Origin of the sequence: Pseudoalteromonas sp. SG45-3 (assembly GCF_014164075.1) — a bacterium.
GTDB classification, from domain to species: domain Bacteria; phylum Pseudomonadota; class Gammaproteobacteria; order Enterobacterales; family Alteromonadaceae; genus Pseudoalteromonas; species Pseudoalteromonas distincta.
The window spans coordinates 89,856-111,213 of sequence record NZ_JACJEN010000015.1; the positions used below are offsets into that span (position 1 = coordinate 89,856).

19 protein-coding genes are annotated in these 21,358 nt (G+C 38.4%); 11 read left to right on the forward strand and 8 right to left on the reverse strand.

Annotated elements, in window-relative coordinates:
• Positions 1 to 45 precede the first annotated feature (45 nt).
• On the reverse strand, positions 46 to 1,209 hold the full coding sequence (locus tag H5126_RS15720) for a DUF547 domain-containing protein (RefSeq protein WP_182721045.1): 1,164 nt from the start codon (positions 1,207 to 1,209) through the stop codon (positions 46 to 48).
• A gap of 314 nt (positions 1,210 to 1,523) precedes the next feature.
• On the opposite strand from H5126_RS15720, the gene H5126_RS15725 reads away from it, so the two are divergent.
• From H5126_RS15725 to H5126_RS15735, 3 genes are all read left to right on the forward strand, one after another.
• Complete coding sequence (locus H5126_RS15725) at positions 1,524 to 4,340, forward strand: TonB-dependent siderophore receptor (RefSeq protein WP_024597662.1); 2,817 nt, start codon at positions 1,524 to 1,526, stop codon at positions 4,338 to 4,340.
• A gap of 168 nt (positions 4,341 to 4,508) precedes the next feature.
• A complete protein-coding gene (locus H5126_RS15730) occupies positions 4,509 to 4,811 on the forward strand; it encodes an H-NS family nucleoid-associated regulatory protein (protein WP_002958250.1) in 303 nt (100 codons plus the stop codon).
• Positions 4,812 to 4,935: 124 nt separating this feature from the next.
• Positions 4,936 to 6,687, forward strand: coding sequence for a DEAD/DEAH box helicase (locus H5126_RS15735; RefSeq protein ID WP_182721046.1), 1,752 nt, complete (start codon positions 4,936 to 4,938; stop codon positions 6,685 to 6,687).
• A 44-nt stretch (positions 6,688 to 6,731) separates the two neighbouring features.
• Here the strand turns inward: H5126_RS15735 and H5126_RS15740 are convergent, their stop codons facing one another.
• Positions 6,732 to 7,067 (reverse strand): ribonuclease E inhibitor RraB, encoded by a 336-nt coding sequence (locus H5126_RS15740; RefSeq protein WP_002958248.1) that lies wholly within the window; start codon positions 7,065 to 7,067, stop codon positions 6,732 to 6,734.
• Positions 7,068 to 7,281: 214 nt separating this feature from the next.
• On the opposite strand from H5126_RS15740, the gene H5126_RS15745 reads away from it, so the two are divergent.
• Genes H5126_RS15745 through H5126_RS15755 form a run of 3 tightly spaced genes read left to right on the forward strand, consistent with a single transcriptional unit; the run spans position 7,282 to position 13,636 of the window.
• Complete coding sequence (locus H5126_RS15745; protein WP_024597664.1) at positions 7,282 to 9,009, forward strand: autotransporter assembly complex family protein; 1,728 nt, start codon at positions 7,282 to 7,284, stop codon at positions 9,007 to 9,009.
• Positions 9,009 to 12,698 (forward strand): translocation/assembly module TamB domain-containing protein, encoded by a 3,690-nt coding sequence (locus H5126_RS15750; RefSeq protein ID WP_182721047.1) that lies wholly within the window; start codon positions 9,009 to 9,011, stop codon positions 12,696 to 12,698. The genes H5126_RS15745 and H5126_RS15750 overlap by 1 nt, the downstream gene beginning before the upstream one ends.
• Positions 12,699 to 12,730: 32 nt before the next feature.
• On the forward strand, positions 12,731 to 13,636 hold the full coding sequence (locus H5126_RS15755) for a peptidylprolyl isomerase (RefSeq protein ID WP_182721048.1): 906 nt from the start codon (positions 12,731 to 12,733) through the stop codon (positions 13,634 to 13,636).
• Positions 13,637 to 13,841: 205 nt separating this feature from the next.
• On the opposite strand, the gene queF is transcribed toward H5126_RS15755, so the two are convergent.
• Entirely contained in the window at positions 13,842 to 14,687 is an 846-nt protein-coding gene (gene queF / locus H5126_RS15760) for an NADPH-dependent 7-cyano-7-deazaguanine reductase QueF (RefSeq protein ID WP_008169292.1), read from the reverse strand.
• 59 nt (positions 14,688 to 14,746) lie between these two features.
• Between queF and syd the strand changes: the two genes are divergently transcribed.
• Positions 14,747 to 15,286, forward strand: a complete 540-nt coding sequence (gene syd / locus H5126_RS15765; RefSeq protein ID WP_182721049.1) for a SecY-interacting protein — start codon at positions 14,747 to 14,749, stop codon at positions 15,284 to 15,286.
• Between the two features lie 66 nt (positions 15,287 to 15,352).
• On the opposite strand, the gene H5126_RS15770 is transcribed toward syd, so the two are convergent.
• The 3 genes from H5126_RS15770 to H5126_RS15780 all read right to left on the reverse strand — a co-directional run bounded on the left by H5126_RS15770 (position 15,353) and on the right by H5126_RS15780 (position 16,739).
• Entirely contained in the window at positions 15,353 to 16,126 is a 774-nt protein-coding gene (locus H5126_RS15770; protein WP_182721050.1) for a Zn-ribbon-containing protein, read from the reverse strand.
• A 13-nt stretch (positions 16,127 to 16,139) separates the two neighbouring features.
• Positions 16,140 to 16,406 carry a hypothetical protein gene (locus H5126_RS15775; protein WP_007378199.1) on the reverse strand — a complete coding sequence of 89 codons (267 nt, stop codon included), beginning with the start codon at positions 16,404 to 16,406 and terminating at the stop codon, positions 16,140 to 16,142.
• A gap of 96 nt (positions 16,407 to 16,502) precedes the next feature.
• Complete coding sequence (locus tag H5126_RS15780) at positions 16,503 to 16,739, reverse strand: DUF2789 domain-containing protein (RefSeq protein WP_002958240.1); 237 nt, start codon at positions 16,737 to 16,739, stop codon at positions 16,503 to 16,505.
• A 153-nt stretch (positions 16,740 to 16,892) separates the two neighbouring features.
• Here H5126_RS15780 and H5126_RS15785 point away from each other — a divergent pair, with 153 nt between their 5' ends.
• Positions 16,893 to 17,546: a GNAT family N-acetyltransferase gene (locus H5126_RS15785; RefSeq protein WP_182721051.1), complete on the forward strand. Its 654-nt coding sequence runs from the start codon at positions 16,893 to 16,895 to the stop codon at positions 17,544 to 17,546.
• A gap of 850 nt (positions 17,547 to 18,396) precedes the next feature.
• Here the strand turns inward: H5126_RS15785 and H5126_RS15790 are convergent.
• Both H5126_RS15790 and H5126_RS15795 read right to left on the reverse strand, forming a co-directional pair.
• Positions 18,397 to 18,696, reverse strand: a complete 300-nt coding sequence (locus H5126_RS15790) for a DUF3301 domain-containing protein (RefSeq protein ID WP_002963032.1) — start codon at positions 18,694 to 18,696, stop codon at positions 18,397 to 18,399.
• On the reverse strand, positions 18,697 to 19,725 hold the full coding sequence (locus H5126_RS15795) for a DUF3549 family protein (protein ID WP_182721052.1): 1,029 nt from the start codon (positions 19,723 to 19,725) through the stop codon (positions 18,697 to 18,699).
• Between the two features lie 104 nt (positions 19,726 to 19,829).
• Between H5126_RS15795 and H5126_RS15800 the strand changes: the two genes are divergently transcribed.
• The 3 genes from H5126_RS15800 to H5126_RS15810 are packed head-to-tail and all read left to right on the forward strand — an operon-like array spanning position 19,830 to position 21,356.
• A complete protein-coding gene (locus tag H5126_RS15800) occupies positions 19,830 to 20,150 on the forward strand; it encodes a YqcC family protein (RefSeq protein WP_182721053.1) in 321 nt (106 codons plus the stop codon).
• The gene (truC, locus tag H5126_RS15805) at positions 20,143 to 20,907 is read left to right on the forward strand and encodes a tRNA pseudouridine(65) synthase TruC (RefSeq protein WP_002963028.1); all 765 of its coding nucleotides are present in this window, start codon (positions 20,143 to 20,145) and stop codon (positions 20,905 to 20,907) included. Before H5126_RS15800 ends, truC begins: the two co-directional genes overlap by 8 nt.
• On the forward strand, positions 20,907 to 21,356 hold the full coding sequence (locus H5126_RS15810; protein ID WP_010553680.1) for a flavodoxin: 450 nt from the start codon (positions 20,907 to 20,909) through the stop codon (positions 21,354 to 21,356). The genes truC and H5126_RS15810 overlap by 1 nt, the downstream gene beginning before the upstream one ends.
• The last annotated feature ends 2 nt before the right edge of the window (positions 21,357 to 21,358 follow it).

Below are 21,358 nucleotides of genomic sequence, written 5' to 3' on the forward strand. Positions count from 1 at the left end.
TACCATGTTAACAGGGTGTTTTTTAAAGTTAAATAATAAAATTTATTAAAGGTCTTTTATTTTTACAGAGCCACTATTATCAGTTTCTTTTAGCTTGAGAGCTCTAATTTTTTCGAGCATTTCTGGAGAAAAGCGGCCAAAGTCCATCGTTTTCTCCGAAATAGAATTAGATAAAAAGCTTATGTTAACAGCACCTAGTCCTGAACCTGCGCCATCAGCTCCTATTGGTTTTGATGAGTTATTTGCAACAGCATTGAGCATGGCGGCAGGATTTGTTGACGCTGCGCCACCAAACTTTCGCTCTGTGCCATAAATATCAGTGATTCTCCAATCTTCAATACCTATTTTAAAGCTCTTAGCATATTTTATATCAGAGCTCATTGGCGGGTTTGCATAGTCTTTTAGGTGCTCTCGTAAATCTTTCTCGAAGTTTTCGAATAATGGTTTAACTTGCTCATAGTACTTAGAAGCATAAAGGCGATTTTTTCGCTTGATACTAGTTCCTCTATTTGAATTGACGAATTCTTCAGCGTTTTCAACTAATTGATGATAAACCTTGTTTCCTTTATATGCTTCGGCACGAATGTTAGGACTTCCTATATTTCCTTGATAAAACCCATACATAACTATTGGTTTTTTTATACCAAACTTTTTAAAAACAATATTTTGTTGTATATCGTTTAAAGAAAGTTTATGGCCAGCAACATTTAAAAACTCATCCTCTAAAATTGAATTGCTGCCAAAGAGTAAATCTTCTGTATCGCGAATAGGATAGTGTGTGATTAGTTTTTCTAACATGGCTGTATTGTAAAGGTTTAACCAATAAGCAAGTTGCTCATCAAGGCTGAGTTCGTTAAGTGAGATTTCATTTGGCAGACTTTCTAGGCTAACTCTGATCTTATAAAAACCGTCTTTAATCTCTGATTTTGTTACTTCTTCAAAGAAGAAACGATTTGCTTCTAATGCTGTGTCGTTATTTTTATGCGACTTCATTCTTGTACCGATGGAGGCTTGAGAATTTAGTTTGGAACGATCTGATGCTCCAGTATCAATTACAGTAAAACTTAGAAGAGTATCTAAGTCATCATATGAGACAGTAATATCTCTATTTAAACTAAAATCTGAAAATTCTTCCGGAAGCTCTTTTAAGTCAGCGAAAGCCGAGAATGAGATAGTGAGTATTAAAATACATACGAGGCGAGTTTTCATAGCAATTCCTTTGTTTGTTAGGAACACCATAATCTACAAATGTTAATTCACTTTCAAGTTTTGCTTACATTTAATTTCATTTTATTAGCATAGCACCAAAAAGTGGAATATTGCTCTTTGGTTAATGGTGATGATATCGCAATGTGTTAGTTTTTTGTTTCTTTAAGTTGTTGTAAATTAATGTGTTTTTTCGTTGTCAAAGTGTTGACCTTTTGCTTGAGTTGGGCCTACTATTCAAACCGAAATAGGTACTGTGATGAATTGCAGACCGTTTTGAAAACAAAATAATTAAAAAATATTCTAGGGAGAATCCAATGTTAAATAATCAAGTTTCAAAAGCTGTTCGCTTAGCGATAGCTTTTGGCGCGGCATCTACAGCTGTATTTTCTGCAAACTCGATAGCTGCTGACGAAGGTGTAGAAAAAGTAGAGCGTATTCAAGTTACTGGTTCACGCATAAAGCGAACTGATATTGAAACAACTGTACCAATTACATCAATTGGCCGAAGCGATATTATTCAAATGGGCGCATTGAATGTAGCCGATGTTTTGAATCAATCTCCGGTCACTATCGCTGGTTCAAATCAATCAAATAGTGCATTCGGTACTACAGGTGTTGGTCTTAACACTACGTCTTTACGCAACTTAGGTTCCTCAAGAACTTTAGTGTTAGTGAATGGTCGTCGCTTTGTATCAGGTGTTTCTCCTTCAAGCGGTTATGCGGTTGACTTAAATGCAATACCAGCATCAATGATTGAACGTATTGATATTCTTAAAAGTGCTTCTTCAGCAGTTTATGGTTCAGATGCTGTTGCTGGTGTTGTGAACATAATTACGCGAAGCGATTTTGAAGGTGTTGAAGTTAACGCTCAAACAGGTGTTTCAGATGAATCTGATCGCGAAAAATATTCTTTAAACCTTACTGCTGGTAATAGCTGGGATTCAGGTAGTGTAACAATTGCTGCTGGATATGATGATGATAAGGGTTTGAAGTCATCCGATCGAGACTTCTCAAGGTATGATGAAGCTATATTTTTGAATGATGAAGGTGGTGAATATGTAGGTGTTCAAAACTCTTCATACCCACCTCAAGGCCGTGTTGGCGGATATAATGCAGATGGTACACCATATGTAGGTGATGAGAATTCATTCAATCGTGCATCTTACAGACAGTTAGTGACTCCGCTTGAGCGTAAATACGCAGCAGTTAACTTTAAACAAGATATTTCAGATAGTGTTCACTCTTTCACGGAAGTAAACTGGAATTCATCTAAAACATACAACTCGACTATTGAACCGACTCCTTTCACTACGGATGATGTATATCTACCTTCACGTGGTGGCGTTGGTGGTATTAAGCTGGGAAGCCCTTTAGTTCCAGATCTTTTACGCCAAAATTTAATGTCTGATAATCCTGATTTGACAATGGATGATAATATCCCAACGCTAGTTCGCCGTATGGTTGAGTTTGGTGCTCGCTCAACAGATTTAGAGCGTGATACTATTCGTATTGCGACAGGTATAGATTGGGAAATTAATGACAACTGGCTTTTAAACTCTTATATCTCATGGGGTAAAACTGACCAGCGCCAAGAAAATGGTGGTCAAATAAATGTTGAACGTGCTGCAAATGCATTAGATGTATATACTAATGCAGAAGGTAACGTTCAATGTTCTAATGATTTAGCAGTACTTCAAGGGTGTGTGCCTTTAGATTTGTTCGGTGCAGGAACTTTGTCTGATGAAGCCGTTGCATATGTAAGATCACCTGCAAAATCTCAAGGTCAAGTTGAGCAGTTTATATTTTCAACAACCCTTTCTGGTGAATTACCAATTGAGTTAGAAGGTGGTATGGTTGGGCTAGCTGTTGGTGCAGAACATCGTCTTGAAAAAGGTTCATACTCTCCAGGTGATTTAGCGCAAACTGGTGCTTCAAGTACAAATAAATCTGAGCCTACAAATGGTAGCTTCTACACTAACGACGTTTTTGTTGAAACTGTTTTACCAGTTCTAGAAAATGTTGAACTAGATTTAGCCGCTCGCTATTCGGACCATGAAATTGTTGGCGGACAAACAACATGGAATGCAGGTGTACAATACTCTCCTACAGATACAGTAAAATTAAGAGCATCAGCAGCACGAGCTATTAGAACTCCAAATATTGCTGACTTATTCGGTGGTAGAGGCGAAACTTTTTCAGGTGTTGCAGATCCTTGTGATGCAATTACTGCATCATCTACAGGAAATGTAGCTGCTAATTGTCTTTCTATCGCTGAAGTGGCTAATAGAGTTGCTGCTGAAGGCGCATTCAATTTGACAACTATTGAACGTCAGAGCACTGGTGGTTATATTGGTGGTAATGAAGATGTAAAAGAAGAAACATCTGATTCATTTAGCGTTGGCGCTATTTGGCAAGTAACAGATGAATTTTCATTAACGCTTGACTACTACGATATTGCTGTAGATGACGCTATTGCTACTACTGCTAGAACAACTGTATTGAACCGATGCTATGGTGTTGATCCATCTGACTTTGATGCTACATGTGGTGGGGCAATACGTGATACAAGAGGTGCCTTGACAGAAGTTAGCTCAGGGACTAGCAATGAAAATGATTTAAGCACAAAAGGTTTAGATATAGAATTAAGTTATAAGCAAGAATTTGCTTTCGGGCAATTATCAGCGGACTTGATATGGAATCATTTGTATGAGTATGTTGAAACATCAATTGAATCTGGTGAAGAGATTGATTACAGAGGTGAGGTATTAACTCCTACTAATCGTGCAAATTTAAATTTAGGCTATACAGTTGATGACTTTGCAGTATCATGGCGCATGAAGTATTGGGCAAGCTCAAATGATAGTAATATTGAAGGGAATCAAAATTTTTCAACGGGAGCCCCTTTAGACAAGTTTAATCGCTTCCCGACTGTTATTTATCACGATCTATCAGGTACTTATAACATCACTGCTGGAACAGACGTTACTTTGTCAGTTCGGAATGTTTTCGATAAGCAACCTCCTGTAGCAAACCAAAGTTCAGTAAGTGGAGCATCAGGTATAAACACTGTTGGTGAAGCTTATGACGTAACTGGTCGTTACTTCCAATTGAGTTTTACTACTAAATTCTAATTGTTATTTATATAAGAACGATAAAAACCGCGATTTTAATCGCGGTTTTTTTATGAATAAATTTTATATACATTAATAAATTATGTGCCGTAGTTATTTTTGAAAAATAGCCTTATACTAAAAAAGAATATTTAAATAATTCCAATCACACAATTTAGCGAGATATAGATGAAAGAAGTCCGATCTTTTATTAAAACAGCATCATTAACAGAGCTTGAAAAAGCCCAACAGCTTATCAATGATGCAATTTCAAAATATACCCAGCAGCAAAAAGCGAAACAGGAAGTTTTGGATCTTTTAAAAGAAAAAGGACTTACGCTAGAAGATTTACAAGATGGAGCATCAGACAAGCGCACTAAAGTTAAGCCTAAGTACCGTATGGAACTTAATGGTGAGACTATTGAATGGACTGGCCGTGGCCGTCGTCCTAAAGCGTTTGAAGGTGTTGAGCTTGAGAAATTTTTAGCCTAAAGCTAAATATAAGAGAAGCTTCGGCTTCTCTTTTTTGTTTACCTCTCAATAAAATATAATCAAAGTCTAAATATCATAGCAGTAATTTGCTAAAATCCCCTTATTAAAATCTATTTGTTTTCCCATGAGCTATAAACTAAGACCTTACCAACAAGAAGCTGTAGAACGCACCGTTTTACACTTTAGAAAGAGTAATGATCCTGCCGTTATTGTACTACCAACCGGCGCAGGTAAGAGTTTGGTTATTGCTGAACTTGCGCGTATAGCTAAGCAAAAAATATTAGTGCTTGCTCATGTAAAAGAGCTGGTAGAGCAAAATTCACAAAAATATAAAAGTTTTGGTTTAGAGGCGAGTATATTTTCAGCAGGCTTAAAAGAAAAATCATTAAACCATCAAGTAACCTTTGCCAGTGTGCAATCACTTTCTCGTAATTTAAACAAATTAAATGAGCATTATTCATTACTTATTATTGATGAATGCCACAGGGTAAATGGGGATAAAAAAAGTCAGTACGGTAAAGTAATAAACAGTTTAAAAGAGTATAACCCTCAGTTAAAAGTATTGGGTTTAACAGCAACACCTTATCGGTTAGGAATGGGGTGGATATACCACCACCATTATCATGGTTTTGTTAAGGGTACTCAAGAAAGTCCGTTTAAAAGTTGTATTTTTGAATTGCCGCTCAGGTATATGATCAAACATAATTACTTAACGCCACCTAACGAAGTTGATGCAGCAATTAGCCATTATGATTTTTCGTCCTTAGATAGCAATGCATTTGGGCAATATACGACTGATGACATGAATGCGCTTTTAAAAAACAGTGAGCGCGCAACGCAGGCTATATTACAGCAAGTAATTCAATACAGTGAAGAGCGCGAAGGTGTTATGGTTTTTGCCGCCACGGTAATGCATGCCCAGGAAATATTAAGCTACTTGCCAGCTCATCAAAGTGCACTAATCACAGGTGATACGCCAAACACTGAGCGCGATAAAATCATTAAGCAATTTAAAGCTAAGCAATTAAAGTATTTAGTTAATGTTTCGGTATTAACTACAGGGTTTGATGCGCCACATGTCGACTTTATAGCTATTTTAAGACCTACAGAATCAGTTAGTTTATATCAACAAATTGTGGGGCGAGGTTTAAGGTTATCTGAATCGAAAACGGATTGCTTAGTAATAGATTATGCTGGCAATGGTTTTAATTTATTTCACCCAGAAGTAGGTGATAAAAAAGGCGATAGTGATAATGAACCTGTGCAGGTACTTTGCCCAGGTTGTGGGTTTGCGAATATATTTTGGGGTAAAACAGACTCCACTGGCAAAGTAATAGAGCACTTTGGCAGGCGTTGCCAAGGCCTGTTAGAAGATGATGATGGGCATAAAGAGCAGTGCGATTATCGTTTTAGGTTTAAAGAATGTGAGCAGTGCGGTGCCCAAAATGATATTGCTGCACGTAAATGCCATGATTGCGGCGCGGTAATGGCCGACCCTGATGATAAGTTACGCAATGCATTAAACTTAAAAGACGCACTTGTGCTTCGATGTAGTGGGTTATCGGTAACTCTAATTAAAGATGAACTTATTAAAGTAACGTATTTTGATGAAGATGGCGCAAGTTGCGATGAGGTATATAACCTCGCAAATAAGGGCGGGCAATTTATATTTAATAAGCAATTTGGTCTACGAGTAGGACTTGGACAAACACCTATTAATTTTAAAACTGCACCGCAAGTAGTAAGCGCACAATTTGAATTAGTACCACCAGATTTTGTTATTGCACGAAAAAGCAAAAAGTATGGTTGGAAAGTGGCTGATAAGCTATTTGACTATAAAGGCAATTTTAGGAAGGCAAATCAGTTAAGCCGCTAAGCTTAACTGATAGAGTACATTGAACTAATACAATTAAAAGGCAACTAAGCCTCGTCACCGTCCATTAATCCCCAGCCGTCACCATATCCATTAAAGCTATTAGCAATGCTTTCAATGTATTGCTCAGCTTGGCCTAAAAGGGTGTGCTCTGGCACCATTTGTACTTGAGTGATTACTTCCCAAACGCCAGTGTCTTTACATTTTTCAAGTTCAGCCTTTTGAACTAATGCATCAGAGACTATTTCTTTAGCAAATTTTTCAGCATCGGCTTCTTGTTCAAATAAAATAAAAAAATCGACTTGGTGCATTTTATTTAAATCAATGCCAGCAGCGGCTATTTCGGCTAAAAGTTGGCCGTTATCATCATCAGGGAATTGCATTAAAAACTCATTTAAAATTAATTTTGTATTCGTAGGCACTATTGTAACTAAAATATTGTCTTAACGCGTACTAATTTTAATTATGCTGATACTTATTCAAAGTTAAATTTACGCATTAGATTGTCATTAAGTTAATGTGTTGCTCATTATGGCTATGCTAATATGCGCGTAATCAGCCAGTTTTATGTAAGATATTAAAAGTAAGGATATTTACTTGTTTATTAAGTTTTTACGTTGCATATGTGTTGTGAGCGCTTTAATTGCGACAAATAGCTATGCGGCAGAAAAAGTCATAGAAGATTACGAAATTAAAGGGTTAAGTGGTGATTTAGAAAATAACGTAGCCCTTTATCTCAAGCAATTAATTGGTGAAAAACCAACCCGTACACTTCGTCGTTATGCCCAAAAGCAAGTACAAAATAGCATTAAAGCACTTGGTTATTATAGCCCGACCGTCGAGGTTATTTATGATAAAGACGACAGCGAGTTAATTGTTAAAGTTGAGCGAGGTCCTGCAACTCGCATAGAAGCAATTAATATTACGCTAAACGGCGATGGCCAAAATGATCCACAATTACAGGCATTAATTAAAAATACCAACTTAAAACAAGGTGATGTTTTAAATCATGGTAGATACGACTCTGCTCATAAAAAAATAGAATCTATGCTATTGGAGCTTGGCTATTTTGATGCAAAGTGGCCAGCGCGCAAATTAGAAGTGTCACTTAATAAAAATAGTGCTGTTATTACTTTTGTAATTGATACTGGGGTTAGATACCAGTTTGGTGATATAAAAATAGCTAGTAATACGCCTGCTGAAAAATACATACGCTCGCTTGCGCCTTTTACTCAGGGTCAACCTTATAAATCAACACATATTGCTGACTATAATTTGGATTTATCAAGCACCCCTTATTTTGCAAGCGTGCGCGTTTACGCCGATATTGCTGCGCGTAAAAATAGCCAAGTACCTATTAAGGTAGATGTGTTGCATAAGCCTGCAAATAGCTATGAAATTGGCGGCGGTTTTAGTACTGACTTAGGGCCCAAAGTGCGTTTTAAATGGAGTAAACCGTGGATCACAGAAGACGGCCATTATCTCGAAACTAATTTAAATGTGGCGCAAAAGCAGCAAGATATTTCCATGGCTTATACCATTCCAGTTGATGATCCGAATGATGATTTATGGCGTTTTTCTGCTGGATATAAATTAGAGGATGAACTTACAAACGATACCTACAGTGAAATACTCACGGGGCAAATTCAGCGCCAATGGTTAACCGAAAATAAGTGGGTGCGTACTGCATTTTTACGCCGCGACCAAGAAACCTACCGCATCGGTGATGAAGAGGAAGAAAGCACCGAAATGTTAATGCCGGGCATTAGCTACGCCCGCAAAAAATCAAAAGGCGGCACGACTCCATACTGGGGAGAGCAGTGGCTTATATCTGCTGAGTTTGGTTTAGATGATGTGCTTTCGAGTACTAATCTGATTAGGGTGCAAATGCAACATGCGTGGTTACGTACATACTTAGATAAGCATTTAGTGTTTTTAAAAGCAAATGTTGGTGCAATGCTTGTTGATGATATTGAAAACGTACCTTACTCACTGCGTTTTTACGCAGGTGGCGATCAAAGTGTTCGTGGTTTTGCGTACCAATCAATATCGCCAGAAAATGATGATGGCGACCTCATCGGTGGTAAATACTTACTAACCAGTACAATAGAGTACAACTATCAGTTTGCTCAAAACTGGCGCGCAGCTTTATTTGTTGACGGTGGTACAGCAACGAATGATTTTTCTGATGACTTTGAAGTAGGCGCTGGTTTTGGTTTTCGCTATTTAACACCCGTTGGCCCAGTGCGTATAGACCACGCTTGGGGATTAACAAAAGAAAGTAAAAGCACACGTTTAAGTATTACCATAGGGCCAGAAATTTAATGTCAGTATTAAAAAAGATAACAGCCGCCGTAAGTGCTATTTTTGTCACGTTAGTTGTTGCACTATTTTGTTTGTTATTTACCGCACCCGGTAATCAATTTATTGCTTATAGTGCAAACAAAGCGGTAGATGGACTACATATCGTAATTAAAGATGGCCGTTTTATTTATAATGATGCCTTTAATGTGCGCTTTACTAGCAATGGCTTGGATTTTAATGCACAACAATTGAAAATTGATTTGTTTTGGTGGCAGTGCGATGGAATTTGTATAGATAACTTAAGTGCTAAATCTATAAATTTAACATTACCAAAAACTGCAGAGTCACAAGAAGAAGCCGCTGCAGAGCCGCTTGAAAAAATCAGCTTACCTTTTAATATTGCTGTAAAAAACATTGCGATCAATAAATTTACTCTAGAGCACCCAAGTGCAAACGTAAGCGTTAATCACTTTAAACTCTCAGCAAAAGCAGAGGGTTCAAAGCTGACGGTTAAAAGCCTGAATATTCCCACCATACTTGTTGCTTTAAAAGAGCAAGAACAAGATGCGAAAACACAAACGGCGCAAAATACTCAAGCGCCTTTAACGCACCTACCCGCATTACCTAATATAGAATTTACTTCGCCACTTGACTTAGTTGTTGAAGACTTTGAAATAGCTAACATTACGATTGAGCAAAACGAAGCCCAACATGTTATTGAAAACATCTCGCTGCAATTAAGTGTGGAAGATGCGGTTATTAATTTAGAGTCATTCTCAGCAAAGTATGAACAGTGGCAGCTTAATACGCATCTTAACGCTGAGCTTGCAGGGAACTTGCCCGTAAAAGGGGATGTTGTTTTACAAAGTGATGAGCACCAAGCCAATTTGCAGTTGAATGGTGACTTATCAAATCTAAACTTAAATTTAGAAACGCAGGGGCAATATCCACTTAGTTTAACGGCAACGGCAAATTTAAAGCAAAAAAACTATCCGTTTGAGTTAAATGGCAAAATTAAACAGTGGCTTATTGATGCACAAAGTAATGAGCTTAAAGTGCGAAATGTAAGCCTCAATGCACAAGGTAATGCCGACGATTACCAGCTTAGCCTGCAGGGGAATAGCCAATTAGGCGCGTACCCAGCTGTTGACTTAAATACCCAATTAAAAGGCAGTCTCACCAAAGCAACTTTACAAGCGCTAAGCATTAAAGCGAACGAAAGCAGTGCAACTATAAAAGCCAATGTTGATTGGCAAAAAGGCATACAGGCTTACTTTAATGGCACGCTTGCTAACTTAAAAGCGCAGTACTTAACTGATGCCGCTACCAGTGATATTTCAGGACAGTTTAAAGGCTCGTTTAATGCAGCTGACGACAAGTGGCAGCTACAAATGAATAATACAAAGTTAAACGGATTACTTAACGACGTGCCACTAGAATTTGCCTCAAACTTTAAGCTCGACAACACGTTAAAAGCTAATATTGATAGTTTTTATTTAAGTAGCGGCACCAATAAATTAGCACTAAGCGGGCAAGTTGATGACACTTGGCAGGTTGATGGCAAAGTAACGCTTAAAAGTGATGAAAAAGCTAATATTCCATTTACTGCTGATGGCAACGCAAATTTAAAAGTGAGAGGGGAAAGGTTAACGCCCTCTGTTGATTTAGCGCTAATACTCGATCGCTTTATTTTTGATGAAATAAACATTAATAAATTATCAGTAAAAGGACAGTTAGATACCGCAGCCGATTGGCAAACCGATGTTTCGGTAAGTGTTGGTTCGGCGCTTGTAGCCGAACAGCAAATTAATAGCGTTAAAATTGATATTAGCGGCGACAAAACAGATCACCAACTTACGGCATCTGTAGATGCTGAGCAAGGCAGTGTAGAGTTTGAAGTTAATGGCAAAATTAATAATACCACTTGGAATGGCGAGCTTAGTAATGTAACGCTCAGCGATAAAAAGCTTAGTTTTAGTAATACTAAAAATATTGCCATTATGGTTAATACGCAAAGTGGCGACTTTGATGTAAGTGCACATTGTTGGGCATCTGAGCAAAGTAAATTGTGCATAGACACCTTAGCCCAATCAAAAAACCTCGGTCAGCTAAATGCTAAACTAAGCAATTTAGCTCTTGAGGAGCTTAAGCACTTTTTACCTAATAGCATTCGTACTCGCGGTAATATAACTGGCGATGTAGCGCTTAATTGGCAAAGTGGTGCGCTTAAAACATTACGTGCAAATATCGATTCTAGCGACTTAGAAGCGGTGCTTACCTCGGAAGAAGATCGTTTTAAATTACCAATCGAAACTCTAACTGTTAGTGCATTTTCGGACTCTCAAGTTGGCAAGCTTGAAGCTAATTTAGAATCAAGTGTGCTTGGTAAAATAAACACACAAATTGATATTGACGACATACAAAATACGCAAGCGCTTAACGGCACTATTAATATTGATAAAATACTCCTTTCAGACTTACAACCATTTCTTGAAACCCTTGAGCAGTTAAAAGGTGATATTAGTGGAAAAGTCGCGTTAGCAGGTACGTTAAAAGATCCATTATTAAATGGCGAGCTTAATGTGAGCGATATTAGTTTAGAGGGCGAGCAATTGCCTATAGCGCTGCAAAAATCAAATATAAACGTGTTGTTTGATAAAACAACAGCCACAATAAAAGGCAACTTAAACGACAACCAGGGCGGTAAAATAAACCTCACCGGTGACGTTGATTGGCAAGGTGCGCAACCTGCTGTAAATGTGGCGGTAGTTGGCGAGCAGTTTTATGTACGTGCGCAGCAAGGGGTTACTTTTAAAGTATCGCCGGATTTAAAAATAGGCTTGGCTAATAATGCACTCAAGCTTGCTGGTGAGGTAGTTGTGCCTTACGGTCGTATAATGATTGAAGAGCTCCCAGAGGGCGCAGTGCAAGTTAGCGATGATGAAATTATTGTTGATCAAAAAACCGAGGCCACCGAAACAGTTCCGTTTGATTACGACATAGATTTAAAAGTGATTGTCAAAAACGATGTAAAAGTAGAATCGTTTGGCTTGGAATCAAAAGTTGCGGGTGATTTAGCGATAAAAATGAGTCAAGGAGCACCAATTATAGCCACAGGTGAGCTTAACTTAATTGAAGGTACTTACTTAGCCTTTGGGCAAGATTTAATAATCAGCACCGGGCAAGTAGGTTTTAGCGGTTCAATTGAACAACCATTTTTAAATATTAAAGCAATACGTAACCCCGATACGACTGCAAATGGTGTCATTGCAGGGGTTACGCTTACGGGTAATGTTGAACAACCAACGCTCAAAATATTTTCTGAGCCTGCGATGGATCAAGCACAAGCACTTGCATATTTACTTAATGGCCAACCTTTAGGTGATGGAGAAAGTTCGTCAAGCGATGCTATGCTTACACAGTTATTACTCTCTCAAGGGGTTAGCCGCAGCGAAGGGGTTGTTTCTAAGGTAGGTGAAACCTTTGGGTTGTCAGATGTAAGTTTAAGCTCATCAGGTAGTGGTGATAGCACCAAAGTAGAAATATCTGGTTACGTAGCACCCAGCTTACAAGTTAAATATAGCGTGGGTGTATTTGATTCGCTCAGTGAAGTGGCTGTGCGTTATCAGTTACTTTCACAGTTATACATAGAAATAACGAGCGGCCTATATCAAAATGTTGATGTGCTATATAAGTTTGATTGGGAATAACCAAAGCTATAATAATTATAAGGATATAAGCGATGAAAAAAATTATATTGCCAGCTCTGCTTAGTGTTTTATTGAGCGGTTGTGCTCAACAACTAGGTGATGATGTTGCTAAACAAGAGCTACCTTTATTGAGCGCGAGTGAGGTAATTGCTAGTGCAACAGATAATGACTGGCGAGTAGTGGATGCTCAAAATATTTTAAAGGTAACGCTGCCAACGGGCGATGCGTATATTGAGCTTAATGAACAACTTGCCCCAAAGCACGTTCAAAATATTAAAAAGTTAGCGCGAGAAGGGTTTTATAAAAATACCAGCGTTTATCGGTTTGTTGAAGGTTTTGTAGCGCAAGGCGGGGACAGCTCGGGTAAAAAGTTAATTAAAACGGCAGATAAAACAGTCCCTGCTGAGTTTTATTTAACAACAAACAAACCACTTTTAATTACTGAGCTAAATGGCGACGGATATGCACCAGTTACTGGCTTTTTAAACGGCTTTGCAGTAGCTCAAAACTCAGCACATACGCAAACATGGCAAGTGCATTGTAGTGGCGTGTTTGCCATGGCGCGCGACAACGATATAAATAGTGCGAGTACGGAGTTTTTTGTAACAATAGGGCAAGGCCCGCGCTACCTTGATAAAAACATTACGGTGTTTGGTCGAGTGTTAGAGGGTATAGAGCATTTTAACCGTTTAGCGCGCATACCAACTGAAGGAAAAGCATTTAACCCAATTACAAATATACAAGTGCTTGGCGATGTACAAAGCGATAAAAGTATATTTAAAGTGATGAAAACAAACTCATCGGTGTTTAAAAACTTAATAAATGCTCGTAAAAACCGTGTTGAGCCATGGTTTGTTAAAGCACATAATTACGTTGATGTGTGTGGTATGCCTATACCCACTAAGCGCGAAGTTATACCAATTCCAATAAATAGCTGATCTATTTTACTTGCTAAAACAACCCATTTCTTTGTTGTAAATTTCGCAAAGGGAACAACCATTTACATCAATTTACGCCTAGAACTGAATTATTTTTTCTGCGTAAAATTTAGATCACATACTTAATGGAATTGGTATTAATTAAAGAATGAAAAAAGGAGCCTTGGCTCCTTTTTTTTATACTCATATTCCAGTTTAAAATAACCTACTGACGATTAATTTTAACTGCAAATGGCGTATCGTTATAATGTGTAGAGCGATACGGGTTTATATCAAGCCCGCCGCGACGAGTATAACGCGCGTAAACTTCTAACTCTTTAATATTAAGTTGTGTTGTTAAATCGCTATAAATACGCTCAACACACTGCTCATGAAATTCGTTATGTGTTCTGAATGAAATTAAATAACGCAATAACGACTCACGGCATATTTGCTCGCCTGTGTATCTTATGATCACACTTGCCCAGTCAGGCTGGGAGGTAATTAAACAGTTCGACTTAAGTAAGTGGCTGTAGAGCGTTTCTGTTACTACGTTATCATTCTTTGCTTTAAGTGAATTAGCATCAATATCGTAATTATTAATCTCAATATCTAAATCATCAATACATTCACCTGGCAGCGCTGTACACGGTAAGCAATTGTAATCATCAGGATTATATAAAGTCACTTTGACAGGGCTGTTAACCGCGTTTGATAAATCATCAATTAAATGCTGTTTTACTACATCAATGCTTTCAAATCGGGTTTGGTTAAAGCTATTTAAATAAAGTTTAAACGACTTTGACTCAATAATATGGCTGCTTTGGCATTCAAAGGTAAATAAGGCCACGGCAACTTGCGGTTTACCTTTAGTATTTAGCCATGAAAGCTCGTAACCTGTCCAAATGTCTTGGCCTTTAAATGGCAGCTCTGCTTCGTCAATATTTAAAGCATCACGATTTAATTTGCGCGCAATAGGGAAAAGCAAGCTTGGCGTGTACACATCTACATACTCAGTAGATTGGCCTAATACGCTACCTTTAAGGTCTGGAGAATTGCTGTAATCTGTCATGTTTGCTCTTAAATAGTTACAATGGGGACATTATATCTAATTTAAATGAGTTTCACAGTATGTCTGTTGCATTGCTTATAGAACAACTTCATCAAAAATTTAGCGAAAATACCCTTAAAAACACTGCAAAGTACCCACTTATTGCGCACGACGAGCAATGGCCAAGCCCATGTGAAGTTGGTGAGGTTGACGAGCAAGGAAACATTCAATGGCAGGGGGCGCGTCAGCAACCTGCAGGTTCGCTTAATGATTTAGCCAGTGCACTTGAGCTTGAGTTTCCAAAAGCGCTTAGCGAGCTATACGGACATATGTACGGTGGAAGTATTTTAGCAAGTATTGATGGGCACCAGGTTGAATTACTACAAGCATGGAACGAAGAAGACTTTAATTTGTTACAGCAAAATATAACGGGTCACGTTTTAATGAAACGCAAGCTCAAGCAGCCAGAAACAGTATTTATTGGTTTAACAGATCAAGATGATTTACTAGTGAGTGTTTTGGTGCACACTGGTGAAGTATGTTTAGAGCATGTTGGCAAAAACACACACCATGTACTTGCTCCCAACATTAATGCTTTTTTAAAGGCATTAGAGGTTTAGAGTCTATTCAACAATCAGCTTGGTGCAGTTAGCACCAGGCTATTGTTGCTCATTAATTTAGTGTAACTACTGAAAATCCCACGATATATTAGACACTAAGCCACAGGGCTCACACCTAAAGTCGAATAACCCAAACCACGATTCAGGTAATTTCCAATCGCCATTACAACTAGGGCATTTTCGTTCAAGTTCAGACGCTTTATGTACGCCGCCTACACGGTATAAATAATAATAGGTTGGCTTTTTAGTTAAAAAACTAATTCGCTTTGTTATGTCTTTTCCGCGTCTATATAAGTCGCTTTTAATACTCGATATTTCTTCAAGCGCCGGAAATTCACAACGGGTTGCGCCGTTAATTTGAATTTGATCGCAGGCTTGCCAATCTTCTTGCCATTTTATAAGCGTTTTATAGTCACCATTAGCAATTGCCGGAATACGAAATAGCGGCACAGGCAAAAAGTCATCACCACAATAAAGCGGGCTGCACGTATGCACATAGGTTGTATATAAAATATAACTTGATGGTTCTTTGCAGCAATCAGCGCCGTTGGAGTGAATATCTTGTCCGATCACTTTTACTTTTGGCGCAAGTAGCCCAGCACTATGTAACTTTTCGATACTGTGCTTAACAAACGGGCTGTTATTTAGCGGGTGCATTGCATCTTCAGTAGGGCACATTACGCGTGTAATAAAAAATCCATCTTTTAAAACGGTTGGAAATTCTTCTCCCATTATTTGACCATTAAAACGCAGTGCATTTACTAAGCGATTTATTGCTTGTTCGGCTTGTTCTAGGGTGGTGTCTTGGTAGCAATCAAAAGTTAAATCAACAACGAACATTTATAGTCTCAAATTATTTTTGTTCTAGCAGCGCAAGAAGTTTATCGAGTTTTTGCTCAATTCTATCTAATTGACTTGTTTTAAGCTCAGTATTATCTGACTGCTGTGGGTTTCTCATGAAGTTATTAATTGAATCAGGATTGTTTTTATATTGGCTTACTGCTGCAATAATCATCGGCATTGGAACCGGTTGCGCCAAACGGCTTTTAGTTAGTGCTACAGTAGGGGTTTTGCCTTCATCGAGAAGGGCTTTGATTGCATCAAATACAACTGAATTCATTAGATATATAACTCTTTAATAAAATAAATACGCAGCATATAAATGCTGCGCAGATGCTATGTTAGCAATAAATAAGGGAGGGTACATTAAATAAAATTACTTACTTTGACGAATGCGTACATCTAACTCGTCAATTACTTCACTCCAATCTCCGTCTTGTGCGAGGGATTCAGCTAAAAAGTGTTGTTGTGCCTCATCCCAAAAAGAAGCTTCTTGGAGTAGTGTTGTGTCTTCTAATTCATGTGAGGCAATAAATGCATCTATTTGCTCATCACTATTTGGTAATCCAAGCTGTGCAAAAAGTGTGTTAATGTCGTGTTTTGTCGTATCCATGATATTGCTCCTTTAAATGAATGAAAATTCATACTAGTACCTAACTGTACCTCCTGCTAGTTAAACTCTCGCTGAATTTACGGTTAATAATTTTAGGTATATAGTTAGGTTTAAAGTTAAACAGCCTATAGCTAAAATAATAAAGGAAATACAATGAGTGTAACCACACCAGCTGATACGTTCAGCGTACAGTATTTAGCTGCAGAAGATATTAGTACTGCAGCGAGCCTAATTTATCAGGCTTATCATGACGATCCTGTATTACTAAACATGCTTAGCTACAATGACGAAAATAAATCAGTTTACGAAAAAAAATTACGATCATTAATTCGCGAAGAACTCAGTAGTTTTTGGCAAGAAAAACAGCCATTAATTGGTTTATACCGCAACGATAAATTAAAAGCAGTAGCGTGTGTATTTGAATCTAATAGCCAATTACAAGCGCAGCGTTATTGGCACTGGCGTTTAAAATTAATGCTGAGTGCGGGATACTTACAAACAAATCAATTAATAGATAAAGAACAAACAATTAGAGACGCCCTTAAAGAGAAAGGCAATTACTATTTTTTAGCTTTTATTGCCGTAGATCCGCATTTTCATGGACAAGGCTTTGGTCGTTACTTACTACGCGGGCTTGACGACTTAGTTAAATGCAACGCTGAGTCAACAGGGATGGCTGTATTTGTAACACGTAAGGAGCACATTGAATTTTTTAAAACTGAAAAGTTTGAAGCATTTAAACACCTTACTTTTAACCAAGTAGAGGGCGAGTTACTGTTTAAATCAATAATTGAGCCAACTATTTAAAATTATAATGTAAGCCAATGCGCCCAAACGGACATAAGACCGTGAGATATATCTCACATCATCGTAAGCATTGTCACTTAAAGGCTACTAATAAGTAGCCTTTTTTGTTCTAAGCTATTGTTCTGCAGTATTTATTTTGTTTTTTCATTTTTGTGACGTTTATTTATTTAATGTTAAGTCCTATTTCTCTCCCCTGATTGCTTTAAACTTCTCTTTGTCAAGACGACATAGCTCAATGATTGAGTTACTGCCAAGGATAAGGAATAGGCAACATAGCAGACGCTAGCAGGAAGCATAAAGGACAAGCTAAAACGGATACAAGGAAGAATAAGGAAGTGCATGAAGCACTTAGTAGCTAGGAGTTACTTTAGGATAATCACGGATGACGCTACAGGAAGTAGCAGGAGCGTTAGTTTACGCAGGACAGCCAAGATGGCAAGTGGACATTGCAGGATGCAAAAAGTGGCAGGAGCTACTTTAAAGGATTACCAGGGATGATGCTACGGGACGTAGCTAAACGATAGATTTCGTGGGTTTGCCAAGATGGCTATGGATATTGCAGGATGCAAAAGTGGCAGGAGCTACTTTAAAGGATTACCAGGGATGATGCTACGGATGTAGCCAAACGATAGATTTCGTGGGTTTGCCAAGGTGGCCATGGATATTGCAGGATGCAATGTGAGGGTAAACAAGGTTGTTTACTCGTTCAGGGGATGATAATACGGATTTAAGATAATGGATATCTAGCAGGATGCAGTCCAATTGGGGCGTAACTTTAGTTACGCCTTAGTTTTTTGTGTTGAATTAAATTTATTAATTTAAGACATATACTCCTAAAGTATATTAAGTTTTATATTTTATGGGGTGGAACAACCACACTTTTCAAAAACTCATTTTCCATAATTAACACACCTTGATAAGCATTTTCACCGTCGCTTGAAAACTCAAATATAAATTCACTTTTAATGCCTGGCTTGCCGTTCTTTAAAAAACCAAAGCGGCGTTTTGTGCATGCAACACTCATTAACTGCACCTGCAGTTGCTCACTTTGACGTTTAGCATGAACGTTCGCCGCTTCAGCAACCTTTCGGTTAAGCCAAAATAAGTAAATTACACTACCAATAAGTATGAACGTCCATAAACTTGCCATTTAAGAGAATAACCTTCCAATTGCACGCGCGAGGGTTTCGCTACGATCTTCTTTACGTAATAAGCCTAATAAATGCGGGCGAATAGTTGGTATTGCAACTAAGTCAGCAAAAATACTTGGAAACAATTCTTCAATTTTTTGATGATGCGCGCAATTATCCATAAATACATGTAAGCGTTCAGGGTTTTCTAATTGTTTAAAACACCGCCCAGCTATTGTTAGTAACACGTCAGAGTCGTGCTTCACTGGTGAGCTTAGTACAGTATCAACTAATTGAGCGCATAATCCTTGAGCTTGACCTTTTGAAGCTGATCTTAGTGCTGCGGTTATAGCCACTGTGTCGTTGTTACTAATTGCACCCTGGGTGTAATCAACAATTAACTCACTCATTGATGTTGGTATTTCAACGTGTTCAAGCATTGCACTGAGTGGTTGTAGTACTTCAATAGGTAAATGCGCCCATGCTTTTTGCAGATTACTTAAGTTTGTATCGCTGTCTAAGCGTAGTGCAAAATCGGCAATACCCTGTAGTGCAACACTTTGCCAATTATCAAAACCAATTTTACCGCTAAAGTACAATTGTGCATGCTCGTAATACTGCGATGCAGGCTGTTTTAATAGTACTTTTACTTGGGCGTTAAATGCCGCTAATTTATTTGCGTTTGGTGTAAAAACATAAGGGTTATTATCAAGCTTTCCATCGGCTTGCTCGCCTGTAATTTCAGTGCCTAGCGCTTGAATAACCATATCAGCAAAGTGATCGCGACTAGCACTTACCAGCATACTTTGCTCATCAAGGGGGAATTTTAAAAACCATACATACGGTTCTTTACTGGCTTTAGTATCCCAAAATTGAATAGCGAGCCATGCATGACCAGCAAGTGGATAAGGGTAAGGCACTTGAGCTTGTTCAATAGCTAAAAATTGTTTTTTATCAAGCTTAGTAATGTGCCTGCCAATATCAAAAGCACGCCACTGAGTACCCGCACTATCTAAAAGCTGACCTAATGTAGCTATTTGATCACTCATTGTTTTCTCAACTGTTTTTACTGCAAAATTACATTAATTATACGTCATAGCCGCCTATGAGGGAACAGGGTATAATTGCATTACATATATAAAAGAGGGTGGTTATGTACCAGCAAACCCAAACTTATTTAGTGCAGCTAACGGCACTTTTACAAAAACACGCGCTTTGGCAAAGTGAGCCAATAGACGCTGAGGCACTGCTTTCAAATACTCCTTTTTGTCACGATACAATGGCATTTGAGCAGTGGTTACAGTTTGTATTTATTGAAAAAATACGGCAATTAATAACACATAGGCAACCACTGCCGCGTAACTTTGCTATTGCCCCTATGGCGCAAATGACACTTGTGAATAAAGCCGGAAGCGATGAAATAATTGAATTACTAACAGCCCTTGATACCTTTTTTGGAGAACCAAATGAGTGAGCGTCCAGCGCCTATTGAATATGGCGAGCTGACTATTTTGTATCAAGATGAAAACTATGTGGCTATAAATAAGCCTTCAGGTTTATTAGTGCATCGCTCGTTTTTAGATAAACACGAAACCCAGTTCGCTATGCAAATGTTGCGCGACCAGCTAGGGCAACATGTATTTCCAGTACATAGGCTCGATAGACCTACGTCGGGCGTATTGCTGTTTGCATTGAGCTCGGAAGCAGCTCGCGATATGAACCAGCTATTTATTGAAGGTACCATTGCTAAGCGCTATTTAGCCTTAGTGCGCGGTTTTGCACCAGAGTCGGTATTTTTAGATAAACCGCTTAAAGAAGAACTTGATAAAATAGCCGATAAGTTTGCAGATCAAGATAAAGCACCGCAAGAAGCGCAAACCCAGTTTAATTGCTTGCACCAAGCTGCATTGCCTATTCCTATAGGTAAGTATCCAACAGTGCGTTACTCGTTAGTTGAGTGTTTTCCAAAAACCGGGCGCAAGCATCAAATTCGCAGACACTTAAAGCACTTATCACTGCCTATCATTGGTGATGTAAATCATGGTGATAACCAGCATAATCAATTTTTTAGAGAGCATTTTGAGCTAAGACGCTTAATGTTATTTGCAACAGAGCTTAGTTTTGTGCACCCTTATAGTAATGAATCAATAACAATTAAAGCGCCACTAGGTGAAGACATGCTTGAAATATGTAAGCAGCTAGGTTGGCCAGAGCAAGAAAAGGATTATTAATGGCACATATTAGTATTTTTGTAGGCAGCGTTAATGGCGGTGCAGAGCGTTTAAGCGATGAAGTTGCAGCCACAATAGAGCAAGCGGGTCATACTGCTACAGTAATTACTGAAGCATCACTTGATGATATAAAAAATGCATCGCATATTTTAATTGTTACCTCCACAACAGGCCAAGGTGATGTACCGAGTAATTTAGCCGGATTGTATTTTGCAATGAATAGCACTTTCCCAATGCTTACCGATAAACCGTTTGGTGTAATTGCAATGGGTGACAGATGTTACGGCGATACATTTTGTGGCGCAGGGCGAAGCTTTGACGAGCTACTTCGTGATTTACAAGCAAAGCCTGTGGGCAACCGCCTAGAAATAGATGCATGTGAAGATTTTGAACCGTGGCCGGTAACCGAGCCTTGGTTAAAAGTATGGCTAGAAAAACTACCTGCTTAATC

Coding starts and splice junctions, on each gene's coding strand:
- H5126_RS15720 (WP_182721045.1), bottom strand. CDS start 1,209: ATGAAAACTCGCCTCGTATGTATTTTAATACTCACTATCTCATTCTCG.
- H5126_RS15725 (WP_024597662.1), top strand. CDS start 1,524: ATGTTAAATAATCAAGTTTCAAAAGCTGTTCGCTTAGCGATAGCTTTT.
- H5126_RS15730 (WP_002958250.1), top strand. CDS start 4,509: ATGAAAGAAGTCCGATCTTTTATTAAAACAGCATCATTAACAGAGCTT.
- H5126_RS15735 (WP_182721046.1), top strand. CDS start 4,936: ATGAGCTATAAACTAAGACCTTACCAACAAGAAGCTGTAGAACGCACC.
- H5126_RS15740 (WP_002958248.1), bottom strand. CDS start 7,067: ATGCAATTCCCTGATGATGATAACGGCCAACTTTTAGCCGAAATAGCC.
- H5126_RS15750 (WP_182721047.1), top strand. CDS start 9,009: ATGTCAGTATTAAAAAAGATAACAGCCGCCGTAAGTGCTATTTTTGTC.
- H5126_RS15755 (WP_182721048.1), top strand. CDS start 12,731: ATGAAAAAAATTATATTGCCAGCTCTGCTTAGTGTTTTATTGAGCGGT.
- queF (WP_008169292.1), bottom strand. CDS start 14,687: ATGACAGATTACAGCAATTCTCCAGACCTTAAAGGTAGCGTATTAGGC.
- syd (WP_182721049.1), top strand. CDS start 14,747: ATGTCTGTTGCATTGCTTATAGAACAACTTCATCAAAAATTTAGCGAA.
- H5126_RS15770 (WP_182721050.1), bottom strand. CDS start 16,126: ATGTTCGTTGTTGATTTAACTTTTGATTGCTACCAAGACACCACCCTA.
- H5126_RS15775 (WP_007378199.1), bottom strand. CDS start 16,406: ATGAATTCAGTTGTATTTGATGCAATCAAAGCCCTTCTCGATGAAGGC.
- H5126_RS15780 (WP_002958240.1), bottom strand. CDS start 16,739: ATGGATACGACAAAACACGACATTAACACACTTTTTGCACAGCTTGGA.
- H5126_RS15785 (WP_182721051.1), top strand. CDS start 16,893: ATGAGTGTAACCACACCAGCTGATACGTTCAGCGTACAGTATTTAGCT.
- H5126_RS15790 (WP_002963032.1), bottom strand. CDS start 18,696: ATGGCAAGTTTATGGACGTTCATACTTATTGGTAGTGTAATTTACTTA.
- H5126_RS15795 (WP_182721052.1), bottom strand. CDS start 19,725: ATGAGTGATCAAATAGCTACATTAGGTCAGCTTTTAGATAGTGCGGGT.
- H5126_RS15800 (WP_182721053.1), top strand. CDS start 19,830: ATGTACCAGCAAACCCAAACTTATTTAGTGCAGCTAACGGCACTTTTA.
- truC (WP_002963028.1), top strand. CDS start 20,143: ATGAGTGAGCGTCCAGCGCCTATTGAATATGGCGAGCTGACTATTTTG.
- H5126_RS15810 (WP_010553680.1), top strand. CDS start 20,907: ATGGCACATATTAGTATTTTTGTAGGCAGCGTTAATGGCGGTGCAGAG.